Raw genomic sequence first — 22,734 nt, 5'->3', positions numbered from 1 at the left:
TGCAGAGCCGACCGTCTCAAGAGGCCAGTGCGGCCTTCACGGCACGAGTGCGGTCGTCGGCGAGCACCTCGTCATCACCATTCTGAATCGCTTGCAGCACTTGGGAAACAACGGACTTGGTCGTGATCTTGGGCGCGTCGATGCCCGTCGTCATGTCCGTGTCGATGAAGCCGGCGTGCACGGCGATGACGTTGGTTCCCTGTTCCCGCAACGCTTCCCGCGTCGACTTGGTCAGCGACCACCCCGCCGCCTTCGACGCCGCGTAACCGCGCCAGGCCGGGCGGCCGAGGAACGACAGGATGCTCAGCACGTTGACGATCGCACCGCCGCCATTGGCTTTCAGAATGGGTGCGAACGCGTCCGTCGTGCGGACGATCCCGAAGAAGTTGACCTCGAATTCTGCCTTGATGCTGTCAACATCTTCCCCCGCGACGAGCACTCCGGCGTTGTTGATCACGATCGAGACGTCGCCGAGCTCCTTCGCCGCGGCCTCGACGGACGCGTCGTCGGTCACGTCCAGCTGGACCGGGATGACGCCTTCGTCCACAACGGACGCCGGATTCCGCGCACCGGCGTACACCTTCGCCCCGCGCTTCGCGAACTCCTGCGCGAACGCACGACCGAGCCCGCGGTTGGCCCCGGTCACCAGCACCACTGCCCCGTTGATGTCCACCACTACCTCCTAGGTTGGATTCTCAAACTCACCCTAGCGCCGTAAGTTGGATTTGCCAACTCACTGCTAGGATGGTCACATGACCCCCCGAACCTGCTCCGTGGCGAACGCACTGGAGGTCGTGGGCGAGCGCTGGTCACTGCTGGCGTTGCGCGAGGTCTTCTTCGGCAACACCCGCTTCGACCAGATCGCCGCGAACACCGGCGCGTCCCGCGACGTGCTCGCCGCACGGCTGAAGAAGCTGGTCGCCGCCGGCGTGCTGGAAAAGCGCCAGTACTCCGACCACCCGCCACGGCACGAGTACCACCTGACCGACTCGGGGCGCGCGCTGCACAACGTGCTGCTGATGCTCAAGGAGTGGGGCGACGCCTACGTGACCGAGGGCCCCCTCCCGCTCGTGAACGAGCACTCGTGCGGCCACGTGCTGGAGCCACGCGTCGTGTGCACGCACTGCGGTGAGGAGGCGGATTTGGAGTCACTGACCCGGTCCGCTGCGACTCCGGCGGCGTCGTGAGTCCGGACCTCGCCGCCCGGCTGGAAGCCCTGGGGCAGCAGATCGGCGCGACCTGGATGGTCGGATTCGAGAACTTCGACGGCGGCCACCCGTTCATCGAGGTCTCGGAGGGACCGACGTACCGGCTGGTGGCCTACGAACGCGGGCAGCGACTGTTCGCGAAGGAGACCCGCGAGCTCGACGAGATCCTGTACTGGGCTCTGTACGAGGTCACATGGACGATGGCGTACGGGTGGGCCGTGCGGCATCCCGTGGAGGGCGAGGAGCAGCGGTTCACCGCGTTCCGGCGGCAGGAGGAGCTGCTGGGCACGTTGGACCCGCGGTGGGCTTCGCGGGCGAGGGCCTCTCGGCCTAGTTGAGGAAGTCGGCGATGCGCTCATCGAGATCGTTGTGGCGGCGGTCGGCGCGGCGCCGCAGGCCCTTCACGCGTTCGACGATCCTGGACGACGACAACGGACCGATCGCGGCCAGTGCCTCAGCGGTCACCTGGTCGGCCTTCTCGTAGTCGCGGAGTTCCACGTACGCCGCAGCGATGTGGATCTGCGTCTTGGCGCGCGCCGTCACGCGATGTTCGGGGAGGGTGTTCAGAGCGCGCTCCAAGAGGGCGACGCCTTGCTGCGGACGGCCGGTGTCGCGCAGGCACTGGCCGATGTCGGACATCAGGTCGGACTCGCCGTAGAAGCTCAGCCAGTCAGGTTCGGTGCCGTCGCGGTCGAACGAGCGTTGGGCGTTGTCCAGCGCTTCCTTGGTGCCTTTAGCGTCACCGAGAAGAGCAAGACCGCGCGCCTCGATGGCGTGCAGGTAGGCGCCGAGGGCCGGAGTGGCGTCGCCATTGGCGAGCTGGAGAGCGGACCGGGCCAGCGCCGCGGCGTGCTGTGCGTCGCTGGGGTTCTGGGCGACTTCGATCGTCACCCGGCTCATCTCACCGAGAACGTTGGCGGCGTAAAGGGTGTCACCGGCTTGCCGCGTCAGGTTGAGGGCCTGGGTGTAGTACTGCTGTCCCAGCGCGTGCCGGCCGCTGTCCACGCTGTTGAGCCCGGCGAGCCAGGTCGCCTCAGCCACAACGGAACAGAGCTCGCGGCCAACGCGCTCGGTGTATGTGCCACGCAACGCCGCTTGTGCTTGGTGGTGCAGGAATTGCACCACCAGAGGCCGCGTGATGCCGCCACCATGCCGCCGGTGCATCTGCTCGAACTGCCGGACCATCATCGACATGGCCTCGACATCAGCCGAGCCGACCCGCGCGCCTTCTGCGTGAGCCGGCGCCATGGTGAGCGCGAGCCAGGCAGGCTGGGCGAACGCCGCCGCGGTGAAAGCGGACCCCATCAGAAAGTTCCGCCGGTTCAGGTCGCGCCCGGATAGCTCAGCCACGATCGTGATCGTGCCATCGATGGTCGGCGCGCACGCGAACCCGTCGAACGTGTCGTCGACCGGGCTTCGGTCAGCGAACCCGCAGTCTTCGGTACGCACCTGATAGCCGAGGCGGCTGGTCAGCACTTTCGCAACTATTCGAGGTACCGGCCAGCGTGGTTGGGCGCCTTCCAACATCCGTTTGACCGACGTCGTCGTGCCGAGGTGCACTCCCTCCTTGGCGCCCATCGTGACGATCGCGCGGGCCAGCGCGCAGTTGCTCAAGCCTGCCTCGGCGAGCAACGCGCGCAACGCCACGTTCTCCACATCACTGACGGTAGCGCTTCGTTCGCCTCCAAAACGGCGGTCCGGTAAGTGGGACGGACGTGGGACCCCTGAGACTCTTGTGCTTTCACCAGGGCTGACTGTGCGACTGCCACCGAACGACACCGCCGCGTTCACTGGTCACATCGGCTTCCGGAGAGGACATCCCATGCACGTTCAGCAACAACAACGCGCCCGCACGCTCGTCTCGCCTGCCTTCTTCGACCGCCTCGTCGCTCGAGTCAGGACCGACCACGGCTTCAACCTCGCACTCGCGGAACGGGTGGTGGACCAGGCGCTCGCGTTCCTCAAGGCGTGCGCGGACAACCGCGGAGTACCTCTGTCGCCGAGCTGGCACGTGGACGTGGGATGGCACGCGTTCCTGCTGTACACGCGGGAGTACGCGGAGTTCTGCCATCGGGTCGCGGGACGATTCATCCACCACGTTCCGACCGATCAGCCGAGCGATCCCCCAAAGGTGGAGATGGTCGACACGGTGGCGGCGATCATCGCGTCCGGCTATGAAGTCGACATCGAGCTGTGGGAAGGTCCCGGCCGGTGCGACACCGACAAGTGCCACGGGTGCGCCAGCGGTTGCCACGACGATCCGCCGCCGATCCCGCCCCACCGAGGAGCCTGATGCGCTGGGAAGACCTGCCCGCCGAGGTTCGGGACGCGGTCGCGCGGCGCACCGGCAGGGTCTCCGCGTCCGAGCGGGTCACCGGCGGCGTCAACTCCGACTTCACCGCCGCGCTCGACACGGCGCACGGCCGCTTCTTCTGCAAGGCCACCAGCGCCACCAGTCGCACGGCCTGGATGCTCCGCAACGAACTCACTGTCCACCCGCACCTGCCCGACATCGCCCCCGCGCTGCACTGGCACGTCGACACGGGCAACTGGCTGGTGCTCGGCTTCGAGCACGTCGACGGCCGGCACCCGGACTTCTCGCCCGGTTCGCCGGACGTCACTCCGACCGTCGATGCCGTCAGCGACCTGCACGCGAAGCTCACGCCGTGTCCCGCCAAGGTGGCGAGCTTCGCGGAGCACTGGCGGCAACTGTCGGCGTGGCAGCGCATCGACCCCGAAGGCGTCGATCCGTGGACTCGGCAGCACATCGACCGGTTCCGGGAGATGGAGCGGCAGGCACTGGATCTCGCCAAGGGCGACACGTTGCTGCACACCGATCTGCACGCGCTGAACGTTCTGGTGAGCGACCGGCTTCGCATCGTGGACTGGGCGTGGGCGCGCAAGGGGCAGCCTTGGGTCGACCGGGCTTTCCTGCATCTGAGACTGATGCTCGCAGGACACGAACCGCACGACGACGAGGTGCCCGACGAGTTCGTCGTGGCGGTCTACGGGGTGTGGCTGTACAACGCTCAGCGGGGCAAGCCGCGTGGGCTGGCGGACGTCGCGCAGCGGTGGGCCCGGCACCGAGTAGGTTGATCGGCATGAGTGAGGACGACGCGGACGAGTTCGCCGAGGACGACGACTTCGAGGACGAGGAAGACCCCGACGACCTCTTCGCCGTCACGCCCGAGCCGCGCACGGTCTGTCACCTGTGCGGGGGTGCGAGCTACATCGCGGCGCCCACGCTGGCGATCATCGGCGGTGCGCCGCGGACCGTGGACAACGGGCGGGAGTGCCCGCATTGCAGCGGGGCTCGGACGTTCAACGGGCTGATTCCGCCCCTTTAGGTCCTGGCCGTGACAGCGCGCTGCCAGTCGAGGAACTCGGCGACGCTGAGCCGTGCCACTTCCTCGCCGATGACGTCGAGGGCGAGGTCCGAGGAACGCTTGAAGCGCACGCAGGACTTGCCCATGTCGAGCTTCTTGCCGGTGGCCAGGTACCTGGAGCGGAACGACTCCTCGCCCGGTCCCATCACGGTGGTCAGGTACACGGAGCAGTAACGCTTCTGGCCGGCCAGGGCCACGTAGCTGAGCGGCTGCTTGTTGTACGTCGGACCGCTCACCTCCATGGGCACGTGCCAGGTGATCATTCCCCACATCATCCCCTCGACGTAGCCGTCGGGAAGGTTGGCGAGGATGACGTCGCGCACAGCGCTGACCTCGGCACGCTGCTCATCAGGCAGTTCGGCGAGGTACTCGGCGACCGTGGAGGCTTTGCTCTGCACCATGCGCGTACGGTAATCGCTCGTGGAGGTCTTGACCCGAGCCCAATGGCACGAATTGCGGGAAGAGCACGTTGCTCGCATGCGCCGGTTCACGGGGCCGCATCTGGAGCGGAAGCTTCGCAAAGAGAAGCACCCGGTCATGGACTTCCTCTTCACGTACTACAGCCATCGGCCCGTGCGGCTCGAACGGTGGCACCCGGGGCCCGGCGTGACCCTCGAGGACGCCGACGAGTACCTGGAGTTTCCGCACTACAAGGCCACTCCAGAGGGCGTCACGCTCGACGTCGAGAGCTTCGTCGCACAACGTGAGAAGACGCTGGAGTTCGTCAAGGCGCTGCTCACGGCGACGCTCAGCAGGCCGGCGCGGCTGGGCTGCTTCGGGCTCCACGAATGGGCGATGGTCTACCGGCAGCGGCCCGAGGAGGTGCGGCACAACGCGTGGCCGTTGCGCCTGGGCCGCGACGGGACCGACCGGGTGGTCGAGTCGAGCCGGATCCAGTGCGGGCACTTCGACGCGTTCCGCTTCTTCACGCAGCCCGCACGGCCGCGCAACACCCTCCAGCCCACGCGGGACGACCAGGTCCTGAACGAGCAGCCGGGGTGCCTGCACGCGAACATGGACCTGTTCAAATGGGCGTACAAGCTGGAGCCCGCGACGCCGTCCGATCTGGTCGCCGACTGCTTCGAACTGGCCGCTGACGTGCGCGAACTCGACATGCAGGCCTCTCCGTACGACCTGGCGGACCTCGGCTACCGGCCGGTGCCGATCGAGACCCCCGATGGGCGCGCGGAGTACGTGCGGAGGCAGGCGGCGTTCGCTGAGTGGGCGCGACCGTTGCGAGAACGGCTCGTGATCGTGTGCCAGTCGATACTTACAGTGACTTCACTTCGCTGACGGAGTTCACCTGTTAGCGTGATTGGCGGTCGTCGGGGGCCGCTGAGTAGTTGTGAGGAATCGATGTCTCGACACCGCGCGCTGCGGGCGAGGGTGCGGCGTGGGATTGCCAAGTGGCCCGTGCTCATCGTCGTCTTCGTCGTGCTGATCGGGCTCGCTTGGCTCGCGTGGTCGTGGGCCGGTGGAGTGCTCGACAGACGTGCCCAGGCGCTGGCCAAGGACTGCAGCGAGGGCGACTCCGTGCTCCGCGTTGCCGCGACGCCGAGTGTTGCAGAGGCCGTTGCCGAGGTCGCGCGCGCGTGGAGCGCCACTCGGCCCGTTGTGTACGACCACTGCATCGCCATCGAAGTGACCTCCGCGGACTCGTCCGCGGTGCTGGACGGCCTGACCACGACCTGGGACGAGTCGAAGCTCGGCAAGCGGCCGCACGCGTGGCTGCCCGACTCGACGCTGTGGGCGAACCGCCTGAGTGCGCTGAACGCGAAGCTGGTGGGCTCGGCGCCGAAGTCCGTGGGCACGTCACCGGTCCTGCTCGCGGCTCCGGAGGCCGCCGCGCCGGTGCTGAAGGACTTCCGGTGGTCGGACATGCCCGAGGTCACGGACTGGAGCAAGTTCGGCCAGTCCTGGGGACGGTTCAGCGTCGCGATGCCTGACCCGTCCGCGAACACCGCTTCCGCGCTGGCGATCCAGTCGGCACTGGCCGACGGCAAGGGGCCCGTGACGGCGGAGTCGCTCGGTTCCGACGCGTCGAAGTCCAAGCTGTCGAAGCTCGCGGCCGCGGTGCCGCCGGAGGTTCCGCCGACGACGCGCGACGCACTGGGACGTCTCGGTGACAGCGCGACGGTCAACGCGGCGGGCTTCTCGGTCACGCCGGTGTCCGAAGTGGACCTGTTCAAGCACAACACCGGCAAGGAAGCGCCCTCGAAACCTCTCGTCGGCGTGCTGCCAGCCGGACCGGCTCCGGTGGCGGACTTCCCGTACGTGGCACTCGGCGGCTCCGAGGTCGGCGAAGCGGAACAGCGTGCGGCGCAGGCGTTCCGCGAGTTCATGACCGAGCCCGCGCAGCAGGCCATCCTGGCGCGCGGCGGGTTGCGCGTCGAGTCCACTCAGGACCGTCCGTCACCTTCGCCGGGTGTTTCCTGGTCCGCTGTCACGGAGAACCTGGTCGCCGCCGACGCGACGACCACGCAGCAGATCTCCTCGGCCTGGACCTCCGCAGATCGCGGCGGGCAGGTCGTCACGGTACTGGCGGACGTCTCCACGTCGATGAAACCCCGGCTGGACAAGGTGAAGGCGGCCCTGCGCGGCCAGGTCGACCGGTCGGTGTCGGGATCGTTCGGGCTGTGGGAGTTCGCACGGGACCTCGACGGGTCGAAGCCCTACAAGCAGCTGGCCGGAACCGCACCGGTGACGGAGAAGCGCGAGGCGCTGCGCAAGGCCATCGACGGGCTCAAGACCTCTGACGGCTCGCAGCTCTACAGCGCGCTGGCGGCCTGCTACGAGGCGGCGCACGACGGGTTCGTGGCCGGGCGGGTCAACCGGGTCGTGGTGATCACCGACGGCACGTCGGACGGCGGGATCGACCTGAAGGGGTTGAAGTCCCAGCTGCACGGGACGGATCTCGCGATCAGCTTCATCGCCATCGGCGGTGAGGTGGACAAGGCGGCGCTGACGGACATCGCGGAAACCACCGGTGGTTCGGTGTCCTTGGTGGAGAACGTCGACGGCGTCGACGCGGCTCTCGGCCAGGTGCTGTCCACGAAGGCCTGACGGGAACCCCCGGCAGACGTCGATCGTTGCTCCCCGCATGGGGGATCCACGGATTCTGGTCGCGTCGTTGCCGTTCGCCGGGCACGTCGGCGCGATGGCTGCGGTGTCAGGAGAACTGGTGCGGCGCGGCCACGACGTCGTGGTGCACACCGGCGCGAAGTACCGGCACAAGTTCGAGGGCGCGGAGTGGTTGCCGTGGAAGCACGCGCCGGACTTCGACGACGCCCTGCTCGCGCAGACGTTTCCGAGCGTGGGAAACGGCAAGGGCATGCGGGCGAACTTCGCGAACGTCCGCGACGTGCTGGTCGGCACGGGCGCGGCGCAGGCACGCGACGTCCTGGAGGCGGAGTTCGACCTGGTCGTGACGGATCACCTGGCGTTCGGGGCCGCGATGGCCGCCGAGATCCGGCAGGTGCCGTGGGCAACGGTCGCTGTGACGCCGCTGGTCGCCAGTCGTCCGTTGGCCCGAGTGGTGTCGGCGCTGATCGTGGACGGGATGTTCAACCGCATGCGCGCGGAGGCGGGCCTGAAGCCGAGACCTGGCTCGCTGGAGGCCTTCTACTCACCGGAACTCGTGCTGGCACAAGGGGTTCCCGAGCTCGAGACCGTGCGGGTGCCGTCGCAGGTGCGCTTCACCGGGAGGCTGATCTCTCCACCGGCGCGGACCGGCCTGCCCGAGTGGTGGCCGGATCTCGACGGCAGGACCGTGGTGCACGTGACCCAGGGGACGCTGGAGACCGGTGCGGAAGACCTGCTGAAGCCCGCGATCGAGGCGCTCGCCGGGCATGACGCGCTGGTGGTGGCCACAACCGGAGGCGCGCCGGTGGAAACCTTGGGAGCGTTGCCGGACAACGTGCGCGCGGCTCCGTTCATCCCCCACGACCTGCTGCTGCCGCGGACCGACGTGATGATCACCAACGGCGGGTGGGGCGGCGTGCTGGCGGCGGTGGAGGCGGGCGTGCCGCTCGTCGTCGTACCGGGGGAGCTGGACAAGTCCCAGGTGGCTCGCCGGGTGGCCCTGGCGGGAGCCGGGGTGGTGCGCAGGAAGCCCAAGCGGCTCAGGGCGGCGGTGGACCAGGTGCTCGCCCAGCCACGCCACCGGGAACGCACCCTTGAACTCGGGCAGAAGATCAAGGCTGCCGGTGGCGCGGCCGTGGCGGCGGACCTGGTCGAGGAACTGCTCAGGCGACGTTGAAGCGGTCGGGGTCCGGGCCGGTGCGGGTGCCGTTGTCCAGTTCGGCGATCACGGTCATGTCGTCCTGGGCCAGCTCGAAGTCGAAGATGTCGATGTTCTCCTTGATCCGGTACGGCGTGACGGACTTCGGGATCACGACGTTGCCGAGCTGGACGTGCCAGCGCAGCACGATCTGGGCAGGGGTCTTGCCGTACTTGTCGGCGAGACCCGTGATGTCGGGCTTGTTCAGCAACGCGCCCTGGGCCAGCGGTGACCACGCCTCGGTGACGATGCGGTGGGTGACGTGGACCTTGCGCATCTCTTCCTGTTGCAGCAACGGGTGCAGCTCGATCTGGTTCACCGCCGGGGTGGTCGGGAACTCGTCGAAGAGTCGCTGCAGGTGTCGCGTGTGGAAGTTCGAGACACCGATCGCCCTGACGCGGCCGTCGGCGTAGAGCTTCTCCAACGCGCGCCAGGATTCCGGGTAGAGGTTGCGCTCGGGGACCGGCCAGTGGATGAGGTAGAGGTCGAGCACGTCGCGGCGCAGTCGCCTCATGCTCTCGTCGAACGCGCGCAGCGTCGAGTCGTAGCCCTGGTCGGAGTTCCACAGCTTGGTCGTGATGAACAGGTCGGGGACGCCGGCGATCGCGTCGCCGACACCGGACTCGTTGCGGTAGGCGGCCGCCGTGTCGATGCTGCGGTAGCCGGCTTCGATCGCGGTCGTGACCGCGCCGGCCACCTGGTCCTCGGGCACCTGGAAGACGCCGAAGCCCAGTTGAGGGATCCGTACTCCGTTGTTCAACGAGATCAGCGGAACCATGCGGGTAGCTTGGCATCGTTGTAGACGTCCCGCATCGCCTTGATCGTGTCCATGATTTCGTGTCTCACCTCGTTCGGTGCCAGCACTTCCACGTCGGCGCCGAATTTGAGCAGGTCAGCAACGGCGTGCCGGGTGGACTCGGTCGGGAAGCCGAACTCCTCCCCCGGTTCCGGCGCGGTTTCGGAGATCACTCGCGCCTGGTAGCCGCTGAGCAGGTACCTGGTCTTGTCGAGGCCTGCTCGCGTCATGCGGACCGTGATGCGCTCGCCGTACATGCGGGCCTCGAACTGCTCCGACCACTGCGCCCAGTACCGCGCGAGATCGAAGTCCTCCTGGCGTTCGAACGTGTCCTGTGTGGTCTGCAGGGTCAGCACGCGCGACACGCGGTAGGTGCGGCCGCTGCCGACGAAGTACCAGGTGCCTGCCTTGAGGACCAGGCCGTACGGGTCGACCTCGCGCTCGACCGTCTGGTTGCCCCAGCGCCGGTAGGTCATGCGGACCCTGCGCTGCTCCCAGACGCGTCCGCGATCGTGGCGAGGTGCTCGGTGGGCTCGTCGCCGCGGAACCACGTCGGGGTGTCGAGGTGGAAGCGCTGGCGGATCTGCTCGGCCCTGGCTCTCAGCTCGGTCGGCAGCGCGGCGAGGAGCTTGAGCTGGGCGGCGGCCGCGAACTCCTTGAGCCCGAGCTCCTCCGCCGGGCCTGGAAGCCCGGCGAGGAACAACGACCGGGCCTCGCCGGTGGTGAGGCCGGTCAGGCGAGTGCGGTAGCCGTCGATCAGCTGGTAGCCGCCCGCGGGGCCGCGGTCGGCGTAGACGGGGATGCCGGCGGCGCCCAGCGACTCGATGTCGCGGTAGATCGTGCGGGGCGAGACCTCGAGCTCCTCCGCCAGTTCGTCCGCCGTCATCCGGCCCCTCGACTGGAGGAGCAACAGAACCTGGATGAGGCGGCTGGACTTCATCCGTCAAACCTGACACGAACTGTCAGGATTTGCCAGCAGAGTGGTCTGCATGAAGGCAACCGGAACCATCGAAGTGAAGAGCTGGGACGAGAACACCTGGGACGGCCGCCCCTACAAGGAGGTCGAGGGACGCAAGCTGACCGAGGCGCACGTCCAGTTCTCCTACGCGGGCGACGTCAGCGGCATCGGCAACTGCAGGTACCTGATGTCCTACGGGGACACCGTGTGCTGGACCGTCGCCTTGGAGGAGATCACGGCCGACGAGGGCACGCTGGTGCTGCGGCACGTCGGCGCGTACCGCGAAGGTGTCGAGGCCGTGATCGAGATCGTGGACGGCACCGGCGCCTACGCGGGCGCGCGAGGTGCGGCGACGGTCAACTGGGCGGAGGATGGCAGCGCCACCTACACCCTGGAGTACGAGGTCTGAAGATGACCAACGCCCCCATCTACGACGCGACCAAGCAGCGGATCACCGAGCTGGTCAGAGGCAGGGATCCGCAGACGCCCGTGGCGGCGACCCCGGGCTGGTCGGTCAAGGACGTGGTGGCGCATCTGGCCGGCGGTCTGCGTGACTTCGTGGACCGCCGGTTCGACGGCGTCGAGTCGGGCGAGTGGGGCGAACGGCAGGTCCGCGACCGCAAGGACAACTCGCTGGACGACGCCTTCGCCGAGTGGGACGCGAACCGTCAGCTGGCTTCGGAGTTGTTCGACACGCCCATGGGATCCGTGCTGATCTCTGAGGTCGTGCAGCACGAGCACGATCTCCGTGCGGCGCTCGGGGTCCCCGGCGACCGCGACGGCGTCGCCGTGCGGGCGGCGATCACGAAGCCGTTGCAGCAGCTCGACCAGCGGATGCGGGAGAACGGGGTGCCCGCGTTGCGGATCACGCTGGAGCACGGGGACCGCGTGCTCGGGCACGGTGAGCCCGCCGGGACGTTGCGGACGACGTCGTTCGAGCTGATGCGGGCCATCGGCGGGCGTCGGTCGCCAGACCAGATCAAGGCGCTGGACTGGGACGGCGATCCGGACACGTGGATCGCCGCCCTCGCCCTGTTCGGACGGCATCGGGCGGAGCCGTTCGAGGGGTAACTTGTCCGGTCGTGAACGACTGGCTGGCAGACACGCGGGACTCCTACGACACGGTGGCGGTCAGCTACGCAGGCTCCATGCGCGGCAAGCTGGCCGAGCTGCCGCACCTTCGTGCGGCGCTGCGGTTGTTCGCCGAGGAGGTCCGCGGGCCGGTGGCGGACGTCGGCTGCGGGCCGGGAGAGGTCACGGCGCACCTGCACTCGCTCGGCGTGAACGCGTTCGGCGTCGACCTCTCGCCCGCGATGATCGAGCTGGCCAGGCGCGACCACCCCGGACTGCGGTTCGAGGTGGGGTCGATGACGGAGCCGCTCGGCACCCAGGTGGGGGCGTGCTCGCGTGGTGGTCGTTGATCCATGTGCCCGACGACGAGGTGCCCACGGTCTTCCGGCACTTCTACGAGGCGTTGCGGCCGGACGGTTTGCTGCAGCTCGGTTTTCACGTCGGTGACGAGTCACGGTTGAAGACGCGGGGCTACGGCGGGCATCCGATGCGGGTGCACGTTCATCTGCGGCGGCCGGAGCGGGTGGCGGAGTGGTTGCGAGCGGCCGGGTTCGCCGTCGAGGCGCAATGGCTGCTCGGCACCGACGGGGCGGTCGTGTTCGCCCGGCGCGAGTGAGACCATCTGGCGGTGTCAGACGAGAACGACCAGGCGTGTCAACGGTGCGGCGAGACCGTTGAGCTGAGCCAGGACGACTACGAGCTCTTCGAGCGGATACACCCCGAGTGCTTCCACTACGCGTTCGAGCACGACCTGAACAAGCCGGGCATCAGCGTCGACGAGGACTGCGGCGACCCAGCCTGCCCATCGGGCGCGTGACAAATGGGCGCACCCCCGAGTGCGCCCATTTCACCACCCGGATCAGCTGTTGTACGCGGAGAGCGGCGGGCAGGAGCAGACCAGGTTGCGGTCACCCTTCGCGCCGTCGATGCGGCGGACCGGCGGCCAGATCTTCGGAGCACCCTTGCCGGCGGGGAAGACGGCTTCCTCGCGGGTGTACGGGTGGTTCCACTCGCCGGCCGTCACGCAGGCCGCGGTGTGCGGGGCGTTGCGCAGCGGGTTGTCCTCGACGGGCCACTCGCCAGCGCCGACGCGGTCGATCTCGCGCTTGATGGCGATCATGGCGTCGATGAACCTGTCGATCTCGGCGAGGTCCTCGGACTCGGTCGGCTCGACCATCAGGGTGCCGGCGACCGGGAACGACATCGTCGGCGCGTGAAGGCCGTAGTCCGCGAGGCGCTTGGCCACGTCGTCCACCGTCACGCCGGTGGCCTTGGTGATCGGGCGCAGGTCGAGGATGCACTCGTGGGCCACGAAGCCGCCCTCACCCGTGTACAGGACCGGGTAGTGCTCGTCCAGCCTGCGCGCCACGTAGTTCGCGGCGGCCACGGCGGTCAGGGTCGCGCGGCGCAGGCCGTCGCCGCCCATCATGCGGACGTACGCCCACGAGATCGGCAGGATCGACGCGGAACCCCAGGGGGCGGCGCTGATGGGCCCGACACCCGTCGCCGGGCCCGCCGTGGGCTGCAGCGGGTGGTTCGGCACGGAACGGGGCGAGGTGCGAGCGACGCCGATCGGGCCGACGCCGGGGCCACCGCCGCCGTGCGGGATGCAGAACGTCTTGTGCAGGTTCAGGTGCGAGACGTCCGAGCCGAACTTGCCGTAGCGCGCCAGGCCGATCAGGGCGTTGAGGTTCGCGCCGTCGACGTACACCTGGCCGCCCGCGTCGTGGACCAGGCCGCAGACCTCGCTCACGGTGTCCTCGTACACGCCGTGGGTCGACGGGTAGGTGATCATGATGGCGGCGAGGTCGTCGGCGTGCTCGGCGACCGTGGAGCGCAGGTGGCCCATGTCGATGTTGCCCTTGTCGTCGCACTTCACGACGACGACGCGCATGCCGGCCATGACGGCGGACGCGGCGTTGGTGCCGTGGGCGGAGGACGGGATCAGGCAGACGTCGCGGTCGGCGTTGCCGTTCGCGCGGTGGTAGGCGCGGATCGCCAGCAGGCCGGCGAACTCGCCCTGCGAACCGGCGTTGGGCTGCAGCGACACGGCGTCGTAGCCGGTGACCTCCGCCAGCCAGGCCTCGAGGTCAGAGACGATCTTCAGCAGGCCCTTGGCGTCCTCGACGGGCGCGAACGGGTGCAGGGTCGAGAACTCCGGCCACGTGATGGACTCCATCTCCGCGGTGGCGTTCAGCTTCATCGTGCAGGAGCCGAGCGGGATCATGCTGCGGTCGAGCGCGACGTCCTTGTCCGACAACGCACGCAGGTAGCGCAGCAGCGCGGTCTCCGAGCGGTGCGCGTGGAAGACCGGGTGGGTCAGGTAGTCCGAGGTGCGGCGCAGGTCGGACGGGATGCCGTCGGCGGTGTCGGCGTCGATGGCGTCCACATCGGCCTTGGTGACACCAAAGGCTTCCCACACGGCAACGACGTGCGCGCGGGTCGTCTTCTCGTCACACGCGATGGCGACCACGTCGGCGTCGACCTGACGCAGGTTGATGCCGGCGGCACGTGCCTTCTCGACCACCGCGGCGGCCTGGCCCTCGACGCGCACCTCGACGGTGTCGAAGAACTCGCCGTGCACGACGTCGAGACCGGCCTCGCACAGGCCCGTGGCGAGCACGGTGGCCAGGCGGTGCACGCGGGTCGCGATGGCGCGCAGACCCTCGGGGCCGTGGTAGACGGCGTACATGGAGGCGATCACGGCCAGCAGCACCTGCGCGGTGCAGATGTTCGAGGTGGCCTTCTCGCGGCGGATGTGCTGCTCACGCGTCTGCAGCGCGAGGCGGTAGGCCAGCGAGCCGTCGGCGTCGACGGAGACACCGACCAGCCGGCCGGGCAGCTGACGCTCCAGACCGGAACGGACGGCCATGTATCCGGCGTGCGGGCCACCAAAGCCGATCGGCACGCCGAAACGCTGCGTGGTGCCGATGACGACGTCCGCGCCGATCTCGCCCGGCGCACGCAGCAGCGTCAGCGCCAGCAGATCGGCGGCGACGACGGCCTGCGCACCGGCGGCGTGGATCTCCTCGATCACCGCGGCCTGGTCGCGCACGACACCGGACGCACCGGGGTAGGACAGGAGAACGCCGAAGAAGTCACCGCCCAGGCCGAGGCCCTCGATGCCCTGCGACAGATCCGCGACCACGATCTCGATGCCCAGCGGCTCCGCGCGCGTCTCGATGACGGCCAGCGTCTGCGGCAACGTGTCGGCGTCGATGACGAACTTGTTCGACTTGGAGCGGCCCGCGCGGCGCACCAGGGTCATCGCCTCGGCGGCGGCCGTCGACTCGTCCAGCATGGACGCGTTCGCGACCGGCAGGCCGGTCAGGTCGCCGACCATGGTCTGGAAGTTCAGCAGCGCCTCGAGACGGCCCTGCGAGATCTCCGGCTGGTACGGCGTGTACGCGGTGTACCAGGCAGGCGACTCGAGCACGTTGCGCAGGATCACGCCCGGCGTGACGGTGTCGTAGTAGCCGAGACCGATCATCTGCGTCATCGGCCGGTTCTGCGACGCGAGCTCACGCAGCTCGGCCAGCGCCTCGGTCTCGGTGGCCGGGGCGGGCAGGTCGAGCACGAGGTCGCGCTCGTGAATGGACGACGGCACCGCGTGCTGCGCCAGCTCCTCCAGCGACCCGACGCCGATGACGTCGAGAATGCGCGCGAGCTCGGCAGGTCGCGGACCGATGTGGCGGTCGGCGAACGGGGTGCCGTGCTCGAGAGCGGCGAGAGGAATGCGGTCCTGCGTCATCAAACGCCTCCGGGGGGCTGCGGGCACACTTGTCCTGGTGCCCTCCCCGCTCTGTCCGTACCCGTCACGGGCGCCTGAGAGGTTCACCCCGGCCTTGACTGGGGCTTTCACCGTCGGCGGGACCCCAGAAAAACTCTTCAGCGGTCCACTTTCCAGAGGCGTCTCGCTCACGCGGTCCTGGATGCCTGAGAGGTTCCCGGGGAGGGACTTGCTCCTTCGGCGCCGGGCTCGAAACCCGGTCTCTCCCGCCTGAGTTCAGCGACTACCCGCGAAGAATACCCGCAGGCAGCCCACCTAGTCCCTAGGGACGCGACCTACGTCTCAACCGGCCAGCGCGTTCCGCAACCGATCGGTGTCCACGCCGAGACCGCGCAGCTCCTCTCCGACCGGGCCTGCCGGATCGTCGAGCAAGCCCAGGAGCAGGTGCGCCGTCCCCACGACCTCGTCACCGCGTCGTGCCGCGACGAGCTTCGCCCTCTCCATCGCCCGCTCGACCGCACCACCGGAGCGCCCGCGGTCAGCAGCGCGGCCAGATCCGCCCCCGCCGCACGCAATGCCGCCGCACCACCGGACCCGTGCTCGGGACGCAGCCGCCGGCGCTGACGGTGAGCTGGTGGTCGAGCGTCAGCACCGCCGCCACCAGGTCGAGCGCCGTCGGTTCCGGTCGTCCTGCGGCCACCGCGAGCCTGCTCGCCTCGTTGTGCACGGCGACCAGCATCGGCCCGCCCAAGCCGCGGCCGCGCACCATGAAACCGGTCAGCCAGCGCACGTAACCGCGACCGGACTCGCCCTCCAGCGCCCCGGCCTTGCGCAACAGCCACACGGCGGGCGCCTCCTCCTCGCCGGAGGCCTTGCCCACGGCGGAGATCGCCGCCTCGACGTCGAACCGGCGAACCGTGAACAGGTCAGCGGCGCGCCCGAACCCCAGCCGCAGCAGGGCGAGCGAGACGTGGGTCGTGGTCAGCACACCGTCCCCGGCGTCGGCGATCGCCTGGCGCAGGCACGCACGCAGCGCCTCGCTTTCGGGCAAAGCCGTCTCAGCCAGGCCGGCCTGGTCATGGGCCGCGCGCAGCAGGGCCGTCACGTTCGCGTCCGGCACGCCGCCGGTTCCCCCGTCGTCACCGGCCCAGTTCTCGGTTCCGCACGCGGCGGCGTAGGCGCCCAGCGAGTTCCGGCCCAGGGAGTTCCGGCCCAGCGCGCGACCGGCACCGCCGGAGTCGGCGAGCGCGATCAGCAGGTTCTCCGTGCCGACGAACCCGAACTCCAGCTTGGCCGCCCGCCGCACGGCCGCGATCAGCACCTTCGACAGCTCTCGCGAAGGGGTGACGGCGCAGGTGATGCTGTTCATGCCGTTGACGCTAGGGAGAAACGAGATCTGGCCGCTTCTGCCGACCGGCCAGCGAACGCGGCCGGTCGGCCACGATCCGCACGTCCAAAGATGACGGTCAGCCCGTCGCGCGCTCCCGGCGCCGGCGGGTCAGCTCGTCCTCGGTCATGGGAGCGATCTCCACGCCGTCCGCACGTTCGGCCGGGAACTCGTGGATGGTGCCGCTGATCTCGCGCATCGCACCGCTCACCGCGATGCCGAACACGCCCTGACCGCCCTGCAGCAGGTCGACGACCTCTTCAGGAGAGGTGCACTCGTAGACGGTCGTGCCGTCGGAGAACAGGGTGATCTTCGCCAGGTCCTGCACGCCGCGCCGGCGCAGGTGGTCGACCGCGACGCGGATGTTCTGCAGCGAGACGCCGGTGTCCAGAAGTCGCTTCACGACCTTCAGAACGAGGATGTCCTTGAAGGAGTACAACCGTTGGCTGCCGGAGCCGTGTGCCATCCGTATCGTCGGAGCGACGAGTCCTGTCCGGGCCCAGTAGTCGAGCTGCCGGTACGTGATGCCCGCGATCTGGCACGCTGCCGGACCCCGGTAACCGACGAGCTCGTCCGGCAGCGAGGAGTCCGGGAACAGCTCGCCCTGCTGCCCGGATTCGGCCCGAACGGGCGCTTCCTCGACCACGCCTGCCTCCCCTCGGAACGGCCACGAAACTCATGACCGTCAAGCCGCTACGTCAGCTCACGCGAACCAGCGACGTCCACTCGAGTTCGACGGTAAGACCGGTCCGATGGCAGGTCAACGCGACGCGCGGGGAGTGTCTACCCTCAACCTCAGGTTGAGAGTCATACCGTCACCCGAACCAGGACGTTCAGGTGACGTTTAGTGATCGTTTAGCGGGTAAATCGAGCGGAAAGTAGCCCAAAAGAGCGACACGCTGGTGGAGTACGCCGATTCCAAACGAGACAGACAGCGACACGCTGCAAATCAGGTGTCAGCGCCGCGACAGCGCTTATGTATCCGCTCCGCGGAAGTCCTCCGGTGAGACCGAGTCGAGGAACTCGCGGAACTTCTCCACCTCGTCCTCCTGCTCGTCCGGGATGATGAGGCCGGCCTCGGCCAGCACGGACTCCTCGGCGTGGATCGGGACGCCCACGCGCAACGCCAGCGCCACCGAGTCGGAAGGCCGTGCGGACACCCGCACGTCGCCGTCGAAGACGAGTTCCGCGAAGAACGTGCCCTCTTGCAGGTCGGTGATCCGCACCTGTTCGAGGTTGCGCCCCAGCGCCCCGATGACGTCCTTCAGCAGGTCGTGCGTGAGAGGCCGGGCAGGGCGGACGCCCTGTTGCTCGAGTGCGATGGCCGTCGCCTCGACAGAGCCGATCCAGATCGGCAGGTACCGCTCTCCCTCGGTTTCGCGAAGGAGAAGGATCGGTTGGTTCTGGGGCAGCTCCACCCGCACGCCGACAACGCGCATCTCGCTCATCGGGCCTCGCCTCCCTCTGCTCGTTCGGGGAGTACCCGGATCCACACCCGAGCATCCCCCGGCGTACGTGTTCGACGCTACCCGCCAAGCGGGCCGTGTGCTCAATCGTTGCGGGCAGATCGTGATCAAGACTGCATCGATCGCGAACAGATCAAGACTGGCGCAAGCCCGCTCTCACCAACAACGTGTGCAACGAGGTGAACAGGTCAGCCAATTCCCGAACGGTCTCGGGATCTGAGAAAGACTTCAGCAGAACCACCTCGTGATCCGCTGCCGCGCGAACCGCGCGCAGGTGCTCGCGCTCGACGCCGAGTCCGGTCATCGTCCGGATCGTGCGGAGCGCGGTGATGTCGTCGGCGGTGAAACGGCCACCGGGGCCGGGGCGCAGCAGACCGTCGCGTTCCAGCTGGGACAGCTGCTCGGCGCTGATTCCGCTCTGGGACAGCAGATCGATCCGCGACACCGAGGTCGAGTCTACGGGAGCGGAGTCGAGCTGCTCACGGATCACCTTGAGCGGCAGGTACCTGTCGCGTTGCGCGGACAGCACGAACCGCAGCCTCTCGACGTCCGCCACGCTGAACTGGCGGTAGCCGGAGGCGGTGCGTGCCGGGCGGACCAGCCCCTCCGCTTCCAGGAAGCGGATCTTGGAGATGGTGACCTCGGGGAACTCGGGGCGGAGCTGTGACAGCACCGCCCCGATGCTCAGTCCCCCACGTTGTGGCCGCCCGGCCGTCACGTGTCAGGCTCCCGCGGAGCCAGGACCCGTCAGGAAGACGAGACGGAACTTGCCGATCTGGACCTCGTCGCCGTTCGCGAGGACGGCCTGGTCGACCGGCTCGCGGTTGACGTAGGTGCCGTTGAGGCTGCCGACGTCGATGACGACGAACTCGCCGCTCTCCCTGCGGAACTCGGCGTGGCGGCGCGAGACCGTCACGTCGTCGAGGAAGATGTCGCTGTCGGGGTGGCGCCCTGCGCTCGTCGTGTCGCGGTCCAGCAGGAACCGGGAACCGGCGTTCGGGCCGCGCTTCACCACGAGCAGCGCGGAACCGGCGGGAAGGGCGTCAACACCGGCAACGGCCGGCTCCTGCGCGGGCGCCTCTGCGCCTTCGACCTCTGCGAGGAAGTCCGCCCGGAAGACGGAGGTCCGCTCCGGGGACTGCTCCGGCGGAACGCCTGGGCCGTCGTTCGTGCTCACCTGAGCTCTCCTCCTGCTGCTGGATCCGTCACTTCCGGTAAAACCTATCGCGTTCGGGTCACCGCCCGAGGAGCGGCTCCCCTTCCGGCCGAAGATCCGGCGAAAGATCGACGTCACTCCTTCTCCACCAACGCCTTGTACGCGTCCGCGTCCAGCAGCCCTTCCACCGCTTCGGGGTCGTTCAGCCGGATCTCGACCATCCAGCCCTCGCCGTACGGATCGCTGTTGACCGCGTCCGGCGTCTGCACCAACGCGTCGTTGATGGCGACGACCTCACCGTCGAGCGGCGAGTAGAGGTCGGACACGCTCTTGGTGGACTCGACCTCGCCGAACGTGTCGCCGGCCGCGACGGTGTGACCGACCTCGGGCAGCTGGACGAAGACGACGTCACCGAGCTGTTCCTGGGCGTAGTCGGTGATGCCGACGCGCACGGTGTTCTCGCCCGTGCTGGCGACCCACTCGTGCTCCTCGGTGTAGCGAAGCTCCTCGGGAATCAACTGACTGCGCTCCTCGTGCTGAACCTGTATGGGGTGATCTTTTCACGCGGCCTTCTCGGGAGTGACCCGCAGGGCCAGGAAGAACTGGTAGACGTACAGCAACGCCGACCACAGGTAGAGCGCTCCGCCCCACGCCGTGAACGCGTAGGCGAACGGCTGGGCGATCTGGGCCCACGCCGAGTCGCCCTGCGCGAGAAGCAGCAGGGGGAACGCGTACAGCAGGTTGAAGGTCGCGGCCTTGCCCAGGTAGGTGACCTCGAAAGTGCCCCAGCCCCGTTGACGCAGGATCAGCAGGCAGATGCCGACGACCAGCTCTCGCCCCACCAGCACGAGGGCGATCCACAGCGGAACGATGTCCCTGATCACGAACGCCAGCAGCGTGCAGAACACGTAGAGGCGGTCGGCGGCGGGATCGAGCAGCGTGCCCAGGCGCGAGGTCTGGTCGAGCCAGCGGGCGAGCTTGCCGTCCAGCCAGTCGGAGAATCCCGCGAAGACGAGGACGAGCAGCGCCCAGCCGTCTTCGCGGGGTCCGAGCAACAGGTACAGGAAGAGCGGAACACCGGCCAGCCGCAACACGCTGAGCAGGTTCGGAATCGTCAGCAGGCGATCAGCCGGATCACGCACACCCGCACTCTAAACGAGTCGCTGCGCACGGGCTGCCGGATGGCGTCACGGCTCGCGGTGCGACTGGTCGCGGGGTCTGTGCGGCGTTCGTTTTCTCGCGGGTCTTGCTCAGGCTGTCCGGGTGAGCGTCCAGCCGCGGCGTTGCATCTCGGCGCCGGTGATGGCGTGAGGGCGGCCGCGGTCGTCCCTGCCGACCCAGCGAGCGCGGAAACCCTCGAGCACGTAGGCGTGGCCCCGGCTCCAGACCACGCTGCACGGCGTGGTCGGCAGGGCAGTGTCCATTTCCTGCGCCTGCTGCGGGTGGGTTTCCATGGCGGTTCTCATTTCAGTCCCTCCGTGACACCAGGGATGTCGCGCACCGGGGCTCCGGTGTTATCCCTGAGAACGAATTCTGGAGGACTGTGGTTCAGAACACGTGTCCTGTTTGGGTCCTTAGCGTTAACTGGATCAAACGGCGCGCCGAGCTGTTCGGGCCCGAAGCTCGGCGGATAATTCGTTGGTTGCCTACGCAACCGTTCGTCGTACGCCGACGACCGCACGTCTCGTGCCGCGCATCGGCAGGGCCTAACCTCACCTGGTGGACCAGGTGAAATTCGGTGGTGAACTCATCTCCCGCTTGATGGACCACCTGTGCGAGCGACTGCAGGGCTGCCGAGGCGTCGGGCTGAGCCTGTGGCCGGACGGGGCGTTGCTCAGGGCCGTCGGCGTCGCGAAGGAACTGGACCAGGCACAGCTGGATGGGCGGGAGGGACCGCTCGTCGACGCCTCACGCGACGAGCGGCAGGTGACCGGCAAGATCGGCGACCTGGACGTGGTCGCGGTGCCGGGCAGCTGGGGCGACGGCGGCCCGGTGGTGCTGACCGTCTACCTCGACCATCCGCCGCGGGGCGAGGACCTCAAGGCCATCGAGGAGATCGAGCCGCTCGTCGCGACCGCCGCCGCGGTGGTGGAGTTCTGCGCGGGCGAAGTGCTCAAGACCGACCAGATGGTGCGGATGGTGCAGCACCGGCGCTACATCGAGCAGGCCAAGGGGCTGCTGATGGGAGCGAGGCCCTGCACGCCGGGTGACGCGTTCGAACTGCTCGTGCGGACCAGCCAGCGCGCCAACGTGAAGCTGCGGGACGTGTCGATGGCGTTGGTGCTGGTGGCCAGCGGGGAACTGGAGGACGCCGACGACATGACGATGCCTCCGCAGGTCGCCCAAGACACCGCGCGACGGCTCTGGGCCGCCGTCAAGGTGTAACGCCGCACGTTTGAGATTTCCCCTCTCCGGGTACGAAATCCTCGACCTGTCCTGGGTGTGGTCTCTCCCGTACGGTGAGGCCGCAGCGGTTGAGCCAGCAGCCGCGTCGGGGCCGCTGCGGTGGCGGCTCCCTGTCGCGCGAGAGGGAGAACATCAGTGACTGTGCAGGACCCGCGAGCGGAGCAGACGATCGAGCTGTCGGTGCGGCAGCCGGCGCCCGGTGTCACGGTGCTCGCCGTGTCCGGCGAGGTCGACATGGTGTCCGCGCCCGCGTTGCGCGACGCCCTGGTCAACGGCCTCGGCGACGGCGGCACCTTCGTGGTCGACATGACCGGCGTGACGTTCCTCGGCTCCGCCGGACTGGCGGTGCTGGTGGAGGCCGCACGGCTGGCTCAGCAGTCGAACGCGGCCCTCAAGGTCGTGGCGACCGCACGAGCCGTGACGCGGCCCCTGGAGGCCACCGGACTCGGTGAGGTGTTCAGCGTGAGCGACTCCGTGGACGCCGCGCTGAGCTAGCCAGTTCGAACGGTGAGGCGGTTGCCCGCCGCCCTGAGCGCCTCGTCGACCGCCAGCAGGGCGTGTTCCACACCGCCCTTCTCCACGCCGAGCCCGCTGAGGTCGACGGTCAACGGCACGGTGCCACCACGCGCCGCCGTGGTCAGCGTGCGGCGCAACGACGGACCGGCGTCCACGGGAACGTTCCCACGCACCACAGCTACTACGCCGGAGGAGGTCTCGTGGACCTGCACGTCGCACTCGGGCGCGCTCCGGCCACCGGGCACCTCCGGCGAACGGGCCCGGCGCAGGCGCACGGTCGTGCCGCTCGCTCTGCGGTCGATCTCGACCTCGTCCACGCTCTCCCGCATGAGCAGGAGCCCCCCGGCCCCGCATCGTCAGCGCGGGAGGCGGCAC

At 68.6% G+C, this 22,734-nt stretch carries 32 protein-coding genes and 2 riboswitches; of the genes, 15 read left to right on the top strand and 17 right to left on the bottom strand.

Annotated elements, in window-relative coordinates; all coding sequences use genetic code 11:
• Positions 1-16 precede the first annotated feature (16 nt).
• Positions 17-673, bottom strand: coding sequence for an SDR family oxidoreductase (locus tag FXN61_RS17750; protein ID WP_167975181.1), 657 nt, complete (start codon positions 671-673; stop codon positions 17-19).
• 79 nt (positions 674-752) lie between these two features.
• On the opposite strand from FXN61_RS17750, the gene FXN61_RS17745 reads away from it, so the two are divergent.
• Entirely contained in the window at positions 753-1,187 is a 435-nt protein-coding gene (locus FXN61_RS17745) for a winged helix-turn-helix transcriptional regulator (RefSeq protein WP_167975180.1), read from the top strand.
• A complete protein-coding gene (locus tag FXN61_RS17740) occupies positions 1,184-1,546 on the top strand; it encodes an Imm63 family immunity protein (RefSeq protein ID WP_167975179.1) in 363 nt (120 codons plus the stop codon). Before FXN61_RS17745 ends, FXN61_RS17740 begins: the two co-directional genes overlap by 4 nt.
• On the opposite strand, the gene FXN61_RS17735 is transcribed toward FXN61_RS17740, so the two are convergent.
• Complete coding sequence (locus FXN61_RS17735; protein WP_312877812.1) at positions 1,539-2,864, bottom strand: NsdA family TPR-like regulatory protein; 1,326 nt, start codon at positions 2,862-2,864, stop codon at positions 1,539-1,541. The two genes, FXN61_RS17740 and FXN61_RS17735, sit on opposite strands and share 8 nt — an antisense overlap.
• Positions 2,865-3,030: 166 nt before the next feature.
• Between FXN61_RS17735 and FXN61_RS17730 the strand changes: the two genes are divergently transcribed.
• The 3 genes from FXN61_RS17730 to FXN61_RS17720 are packed head-to-tail and all read left to right on the top strand — an operon-like array spanning position 3,031 to position 4,555.
• Positions 3,031-3,501, top strand: coding sequence for a glycine-rich domain-containing protein (locus FXN61_RS17730; RefSeq protein ID WP_167975178.1), 471 nt, complete (start codon positions 3,031-3,033; stop codon positions 3,499-3,501).
• Entirely contained in the window at positions 3,501-4,304 is an 804-nt protein-coding gene (locus FXN61_RS17725) for a phosphotransferase (protein ID WP_167975177.1), read from the top strand. Before FXN61_RS17730 ends, FXN61_RS17725 begins: the two co-directional genes overlap by 1 nt.
• A gap of 5 nt (positions 4,305-4,309) precedes the next feature.
• Positions 4,310-4,555, top strand: coding sequence for a hypothetical protein (locus FXN61_RS17720; RefSeq protein ID WP_167975161.1), 246 nt, complete (start codon positions 4,310-4,312; stop codon positions 4,553-4,555).
• On the opposite strand, the gene FXN61_RS17715 is transcribed toward FXN61_RS17720, so the two are convergent.
• Positions 4,552-4,995, bottom strand: a complete 444-nt coding sequence (locus FXN61_RS17715; RefSeq protein ID WP_167975176.1) for an iron chaperone — start codon at positions 4,993-4,995, stop codon at positions 4,552-4,554. The genes FXN61_RS17720 and FXN61_RS17715 overlap by 4 nt on opposite strands.
• A gap of 76 nt (positions 4,996-5,071) precedes the next feature.
• Between FXN61_RS17715 and FXN61_RS17710 the strand changes: the two genes are divergently transcribed.
• The 3 genes from FXN61_RS17710 (at position 5,072) to FXN61_RS17700 (ending at position 8,852) form a co-directional block, all read left to right on the top strand.
• Positions 5,072-5,887, top strand: a complete 816-nt coding sequence (locus FXN61_RS17710; protein WP_246291686.1) for a 3-methyladenine DNA glycosylase — start codon at positions 5,072-5,074, stop codon at positions 5,885-5,887.
• Positions 5,888-5,950: 63 nt separating this feature from the next.
• Complete coding sequence (locus FXN61_RS17705) at positions 5,951-7,657, top strand: vWA domain-containing protein (protein ID WP_167975174.1); 1,707 nt, start codon at positions 5,951-5,953, stop codon at positions 7,655-7,657.
• A gap of 37 nt (positions 7,658-7,694) precedes the next feature.
• Entirely contained in the window at positions 7,695-8,852 is a 1,158-nt protein-coding gene (locus tag FXN61_RS17700; RefSeq protein ID WP_167975173.1) for a glycosyltransferase, read from the top strand.
• Here the strand turns inward: FXN61_RS17700 and FXN61_RS17695 are convergent.
• From FXN61_RS17695 to FXN61_RS57110, 3 genes are read right to left on the bottom strand one after another with little or no spacing between them, the layout of a single operon-like run.
• On the bottom strand, positions 8,839-9,651 hold the full coding sequence (locus tag FXN61_RS17695; RefSeq protein WP_167975172.1) for an aldo/keto reductase: 813 nt from the start codon (positions 9,649-9,651) through the stop codon (positions 8,839-8,841). The genes FXN61_RS17700 and FXN61_RS17695 overlap by 14 nt on opposite strands.
• A complete protein-coding gene (locus FXN61_RS57115) occupies positions 9,639-10,145 on the bottom strand; it encodes a WYL domain-containing protein (RefSeq protein ID WP_312877811.1) in 507 nt (168 codons plus the stop codon). Before FXN61_RS57115 ends, FXN61_RS17695 begins: the two co-directional genes overlap by 13 nt.
• Positions 10,142-10,609, bottom strand: coding sequence for an HTH domain-containing protein (locus FXN61_RS57110; protein WP_312877810.1), 468 nt, complete (start codon positions 10,607-10,609; stop codon positions 10,142-10,144). The genes FXN61_RS57115 and FXN61_RS57110 overlap by 4 nt, the downstream gene beginning before the upstream one ends.
• A 49-nt stretch (positions 10,610-10,658) precedes the next feature.
• On the opposite strand from FXN61_RS57110, the gene FXN61_RS17685 reads away from it, so the two are divergent.
• From FXN61_RS17685 to FXN61_RS17670, 5 genes are read left to right on the top strand one after another with little or no spacing between them, the layout of a single operon-like run.
• Positions 10,659-11,036: a DUF3224 domain-containing protein gene (locus FXN61_RS17685; RefSeq protein ID WP_167975171.1), complete on the top strand. Its 378-nt coding sequence runs from the start codon at positions 10,659-10,661 to the stop codon at positions 11,034-11,036.
• Between the two features lie 2 nt (positions 11,037-11,038).
• Positions 11,039-11,698 carry a maleylpyruvate isomerase family mycothiol-dependent enzyme gene (locus FXN61_RS17680; RefSeq protein WP_167975170.1) on the top strand — a complete coding sequence of 220 codons (660 nt, stop codon included), beginning with the start codon at positions 11,039-11,041 and terminating at the stop codon, positions 11,696-11,698.
• Positions 11,699-11,709: 11 nt separating this feature from the next.
• On the top strand, positions 11,710-12,048 hold the full coding sequence (locus FXN61_RS55415) for a class I SAM-dependent methyltransferase (protein ID WP_312877809.1): 339 nt from the start codon (positions 11,710-11,712) through the stop codon (positions 12,046-12,048).
• Positions 12,027-12,314: a class I SAM-dependent methyltransferase gene (locus FXN61_RS55410; RefSeq protein ID WP_312877808.1), complete on the top strand. Its 288-nt coding sequence runs from the start codon at positions 12,027-12,029 to the stop codon at positions 12,312-12,314. The genes FXN61_RS55415 and FXN61_RS55410 overlap by 22 nt, the downstream gene beginning before the upstream one ends.
• Positions 12,315-12,326: 12 nt before the next feature.
• Positions 12,327-12,515 carry a hypothetical protein gene (locus FXN61_RS17670; RefSeq protein WP_167975169.1) on the top strand — a complete coding sequence of 63 codons (189 nt, stop codon included), beginning with the start codon at positions 12,327-12,329 and terminating at the stop codon, positions 12,513-12,515.
• Between the two features lie 42 nt (positions 12,516-12,557).
• Here the strand turns inward: FXN61_RS17670 and gcvP are convergent, their stop codons facing one another.
• From gcvP to FXN61_RS17620, 10 genes are all read right to left on the bottom strand, one after another.
• On the bottom strand, positions 12,558-15,449 hold the full coding sequence (gene gcvP, locus FXN61_RS17665; protein ID WP_167975168.1) for an aminomethyl-transferring glycine dehydrogenase: 2,892 nt from the start codon (positions 15,447-15,449) through the stop codon (positions 12,558-12,560).
• 41 nt (positions 15,450-15,490) lie between these two features.
• Positions 15,491-15,611: riboswitch (glycine riboswitch) on the bottom strand.
• A riboswitch (glycine riboswitch) is annotated at positions 15,612-15,707 on the bottom strand. It abuts the riboswitch before it with no gap.
• 63 nt (positions 15,708-15,770) lie between these two features.
• Positions 15,771-15,932 (bottom strand): Clp protease N-terminal domain-containing protein, encoded by a 162-nt coding sequence (locus tag FXN61_RS17660; protein ID WP_167975167.1) that lies wholly within the window; start codon positions 15,930-15,932, stop codon positions 15,771-15,773.
• Positions 15,933-15,966: 34 nt separating this feature from the next.
• Positions 15,967-16,797, bottom strand: a complete 831-nt coding sequence (locus FXN61_RS17655) for a hypothetical protein (protein WP_167975166.1) — start codon at positions 16,795-16,797, stop codon at positions 15,967-15,969.
• Positions 16,798-16,894: 97 nt separating this feature from the next.
• Positions 16,895-17,461, bottom strand: coding sequence for a MerR family transcriptional regulator (locus tag FXN61_RS17650; protein ID WP_030468960.1), 567 nt, complete (start codon positions 17,459-17,461; stop codon positions 16,895-16,897).
• 328 nt (positions 17,462-17,789) lie between these two features.
• Positions 17,790-18,263 (bottom strand): bifunctional nuclease family protein, encoded by a 474-nt coding sequence (locus FXN61_RS17645; RefSeq protein ID WP_030468959.1) that lies wholly within the window; start codon positions 18,261-18,263, stop codon positions 17,790-17,792.
• 151 nt (positions 18,264-18,414) lie between these two features.
• Positions 18,415-18,999: a MerR family transcriptional regulator gene (locus FXN61_RS17640; protein ID WP_376770668.1), complete on the bottom strand. Its 585-nt coding sequence runs from the start codon at positions 18,997-18,999 to the stop codon at positions 18,415-18,417.
• 3 nt (positions 19,000-19,002) lie between these two features.
• Entirely contained in the window at positions 19,003-19,458 is a 456-nt protein-coding gene (gene garA / locus FXN61_RS17635; RefSeq protein ID WP_030468957.1) for a glycogen accumulation regulator GarA, read from the bottom strand.
• 113 nt (positions 19,459-19,571) lie between these two features.
• Entirely contained in the window at positions 19,572-19,955 is a 384-nt protein-coding gene (gene gcvH / locus FXN61_RS17630) for a glycine cleavage system protein GcvH (protein ID WP_167975165.1), read from the bottom strand.
• 42 nt (positions 19,956-19,997) lie between these two features.
• Entirely contained in the window at positions 19,998-20,579 is a 582-nt protein-coding gene (clsA, locus tag FXN61_RS17625) for a cardiolipin synthase ClsA (RefSeq protein WP_167975164.1), read from the bottom strand.
• A 108-nt stretch (positions 20,580-20,687) separates the two neighbouring features.
• A complete protein-coding gene (locus tag FXN61_RS17620) occupies positions 20,688-20,903 on the bottom strand; it encodes a hypothetical protein (RefSeq protein ID WP_246291685.1) in 216 nt (71 codons plus the stop codon).
• A 253-nt stretch (positions 20,904-21,156) separates the two neighbouring features.
• Between FXN61_RS17620 and FXN61_RS55405 the strand changes: the two genes are divergently transcribed.
• On the top strand, positions 21,157-21,822 hold the full coding sequence (locus FXN61_RS55405; protein WP_167975163.1) for an ANTAR domain-containing protein: 666 nt from the start codon (positions 21,157-21,159) through the stop codon (positions 21,820-21,822).
• 156 nt (positions 21,823-21,978) lie between these two features.
• Complete coding sequence (locus FXN61_RS17610) at positions 21,979-22,338, top strand: STAS domain-containing protein (protein WP_312877807.1); 360 nt, start codon at positions 21,979-21,981, stop codon at positions 22,336-22,338.
• Here FXN61_RS17610 and FXN61_RS17605 read toward each other — a convergent pair.
• The gene (locus FXN61_RS17605; RefSeq protein WP_167975162.1) at positions 22,335-22,688 is read right to left on the bottom strand and encodes a hypothetical protein; all 354 of its coding nucleotides are present in this window, start codon (positions 22,686-22,688) and stop codon (positions 22,335-22,337) included. The two genes, FXN61_RS17610 and FXN61_RS17605, sit on opposite strands and share 4 nt — an antisense overlap.
• Between the last annotated feature and the right edge of the window lie 46 nt (positions 22,689-22,734).

Origin of the sequence: Lentzea indica, assembly GCF_012184385.1 — a bacterium.
Lineage (GTDB): Bacteria > Actinomycetota > Actinomycetes > Mycobacteriales > Pseudonocardiaceae > Lentzea > Lentzea indica.
The sequence above is the reverse complement of the archived record's forward strand: the minus strand, read 5'-3'. Positions and strand labels throughout refer to the sequence as shown.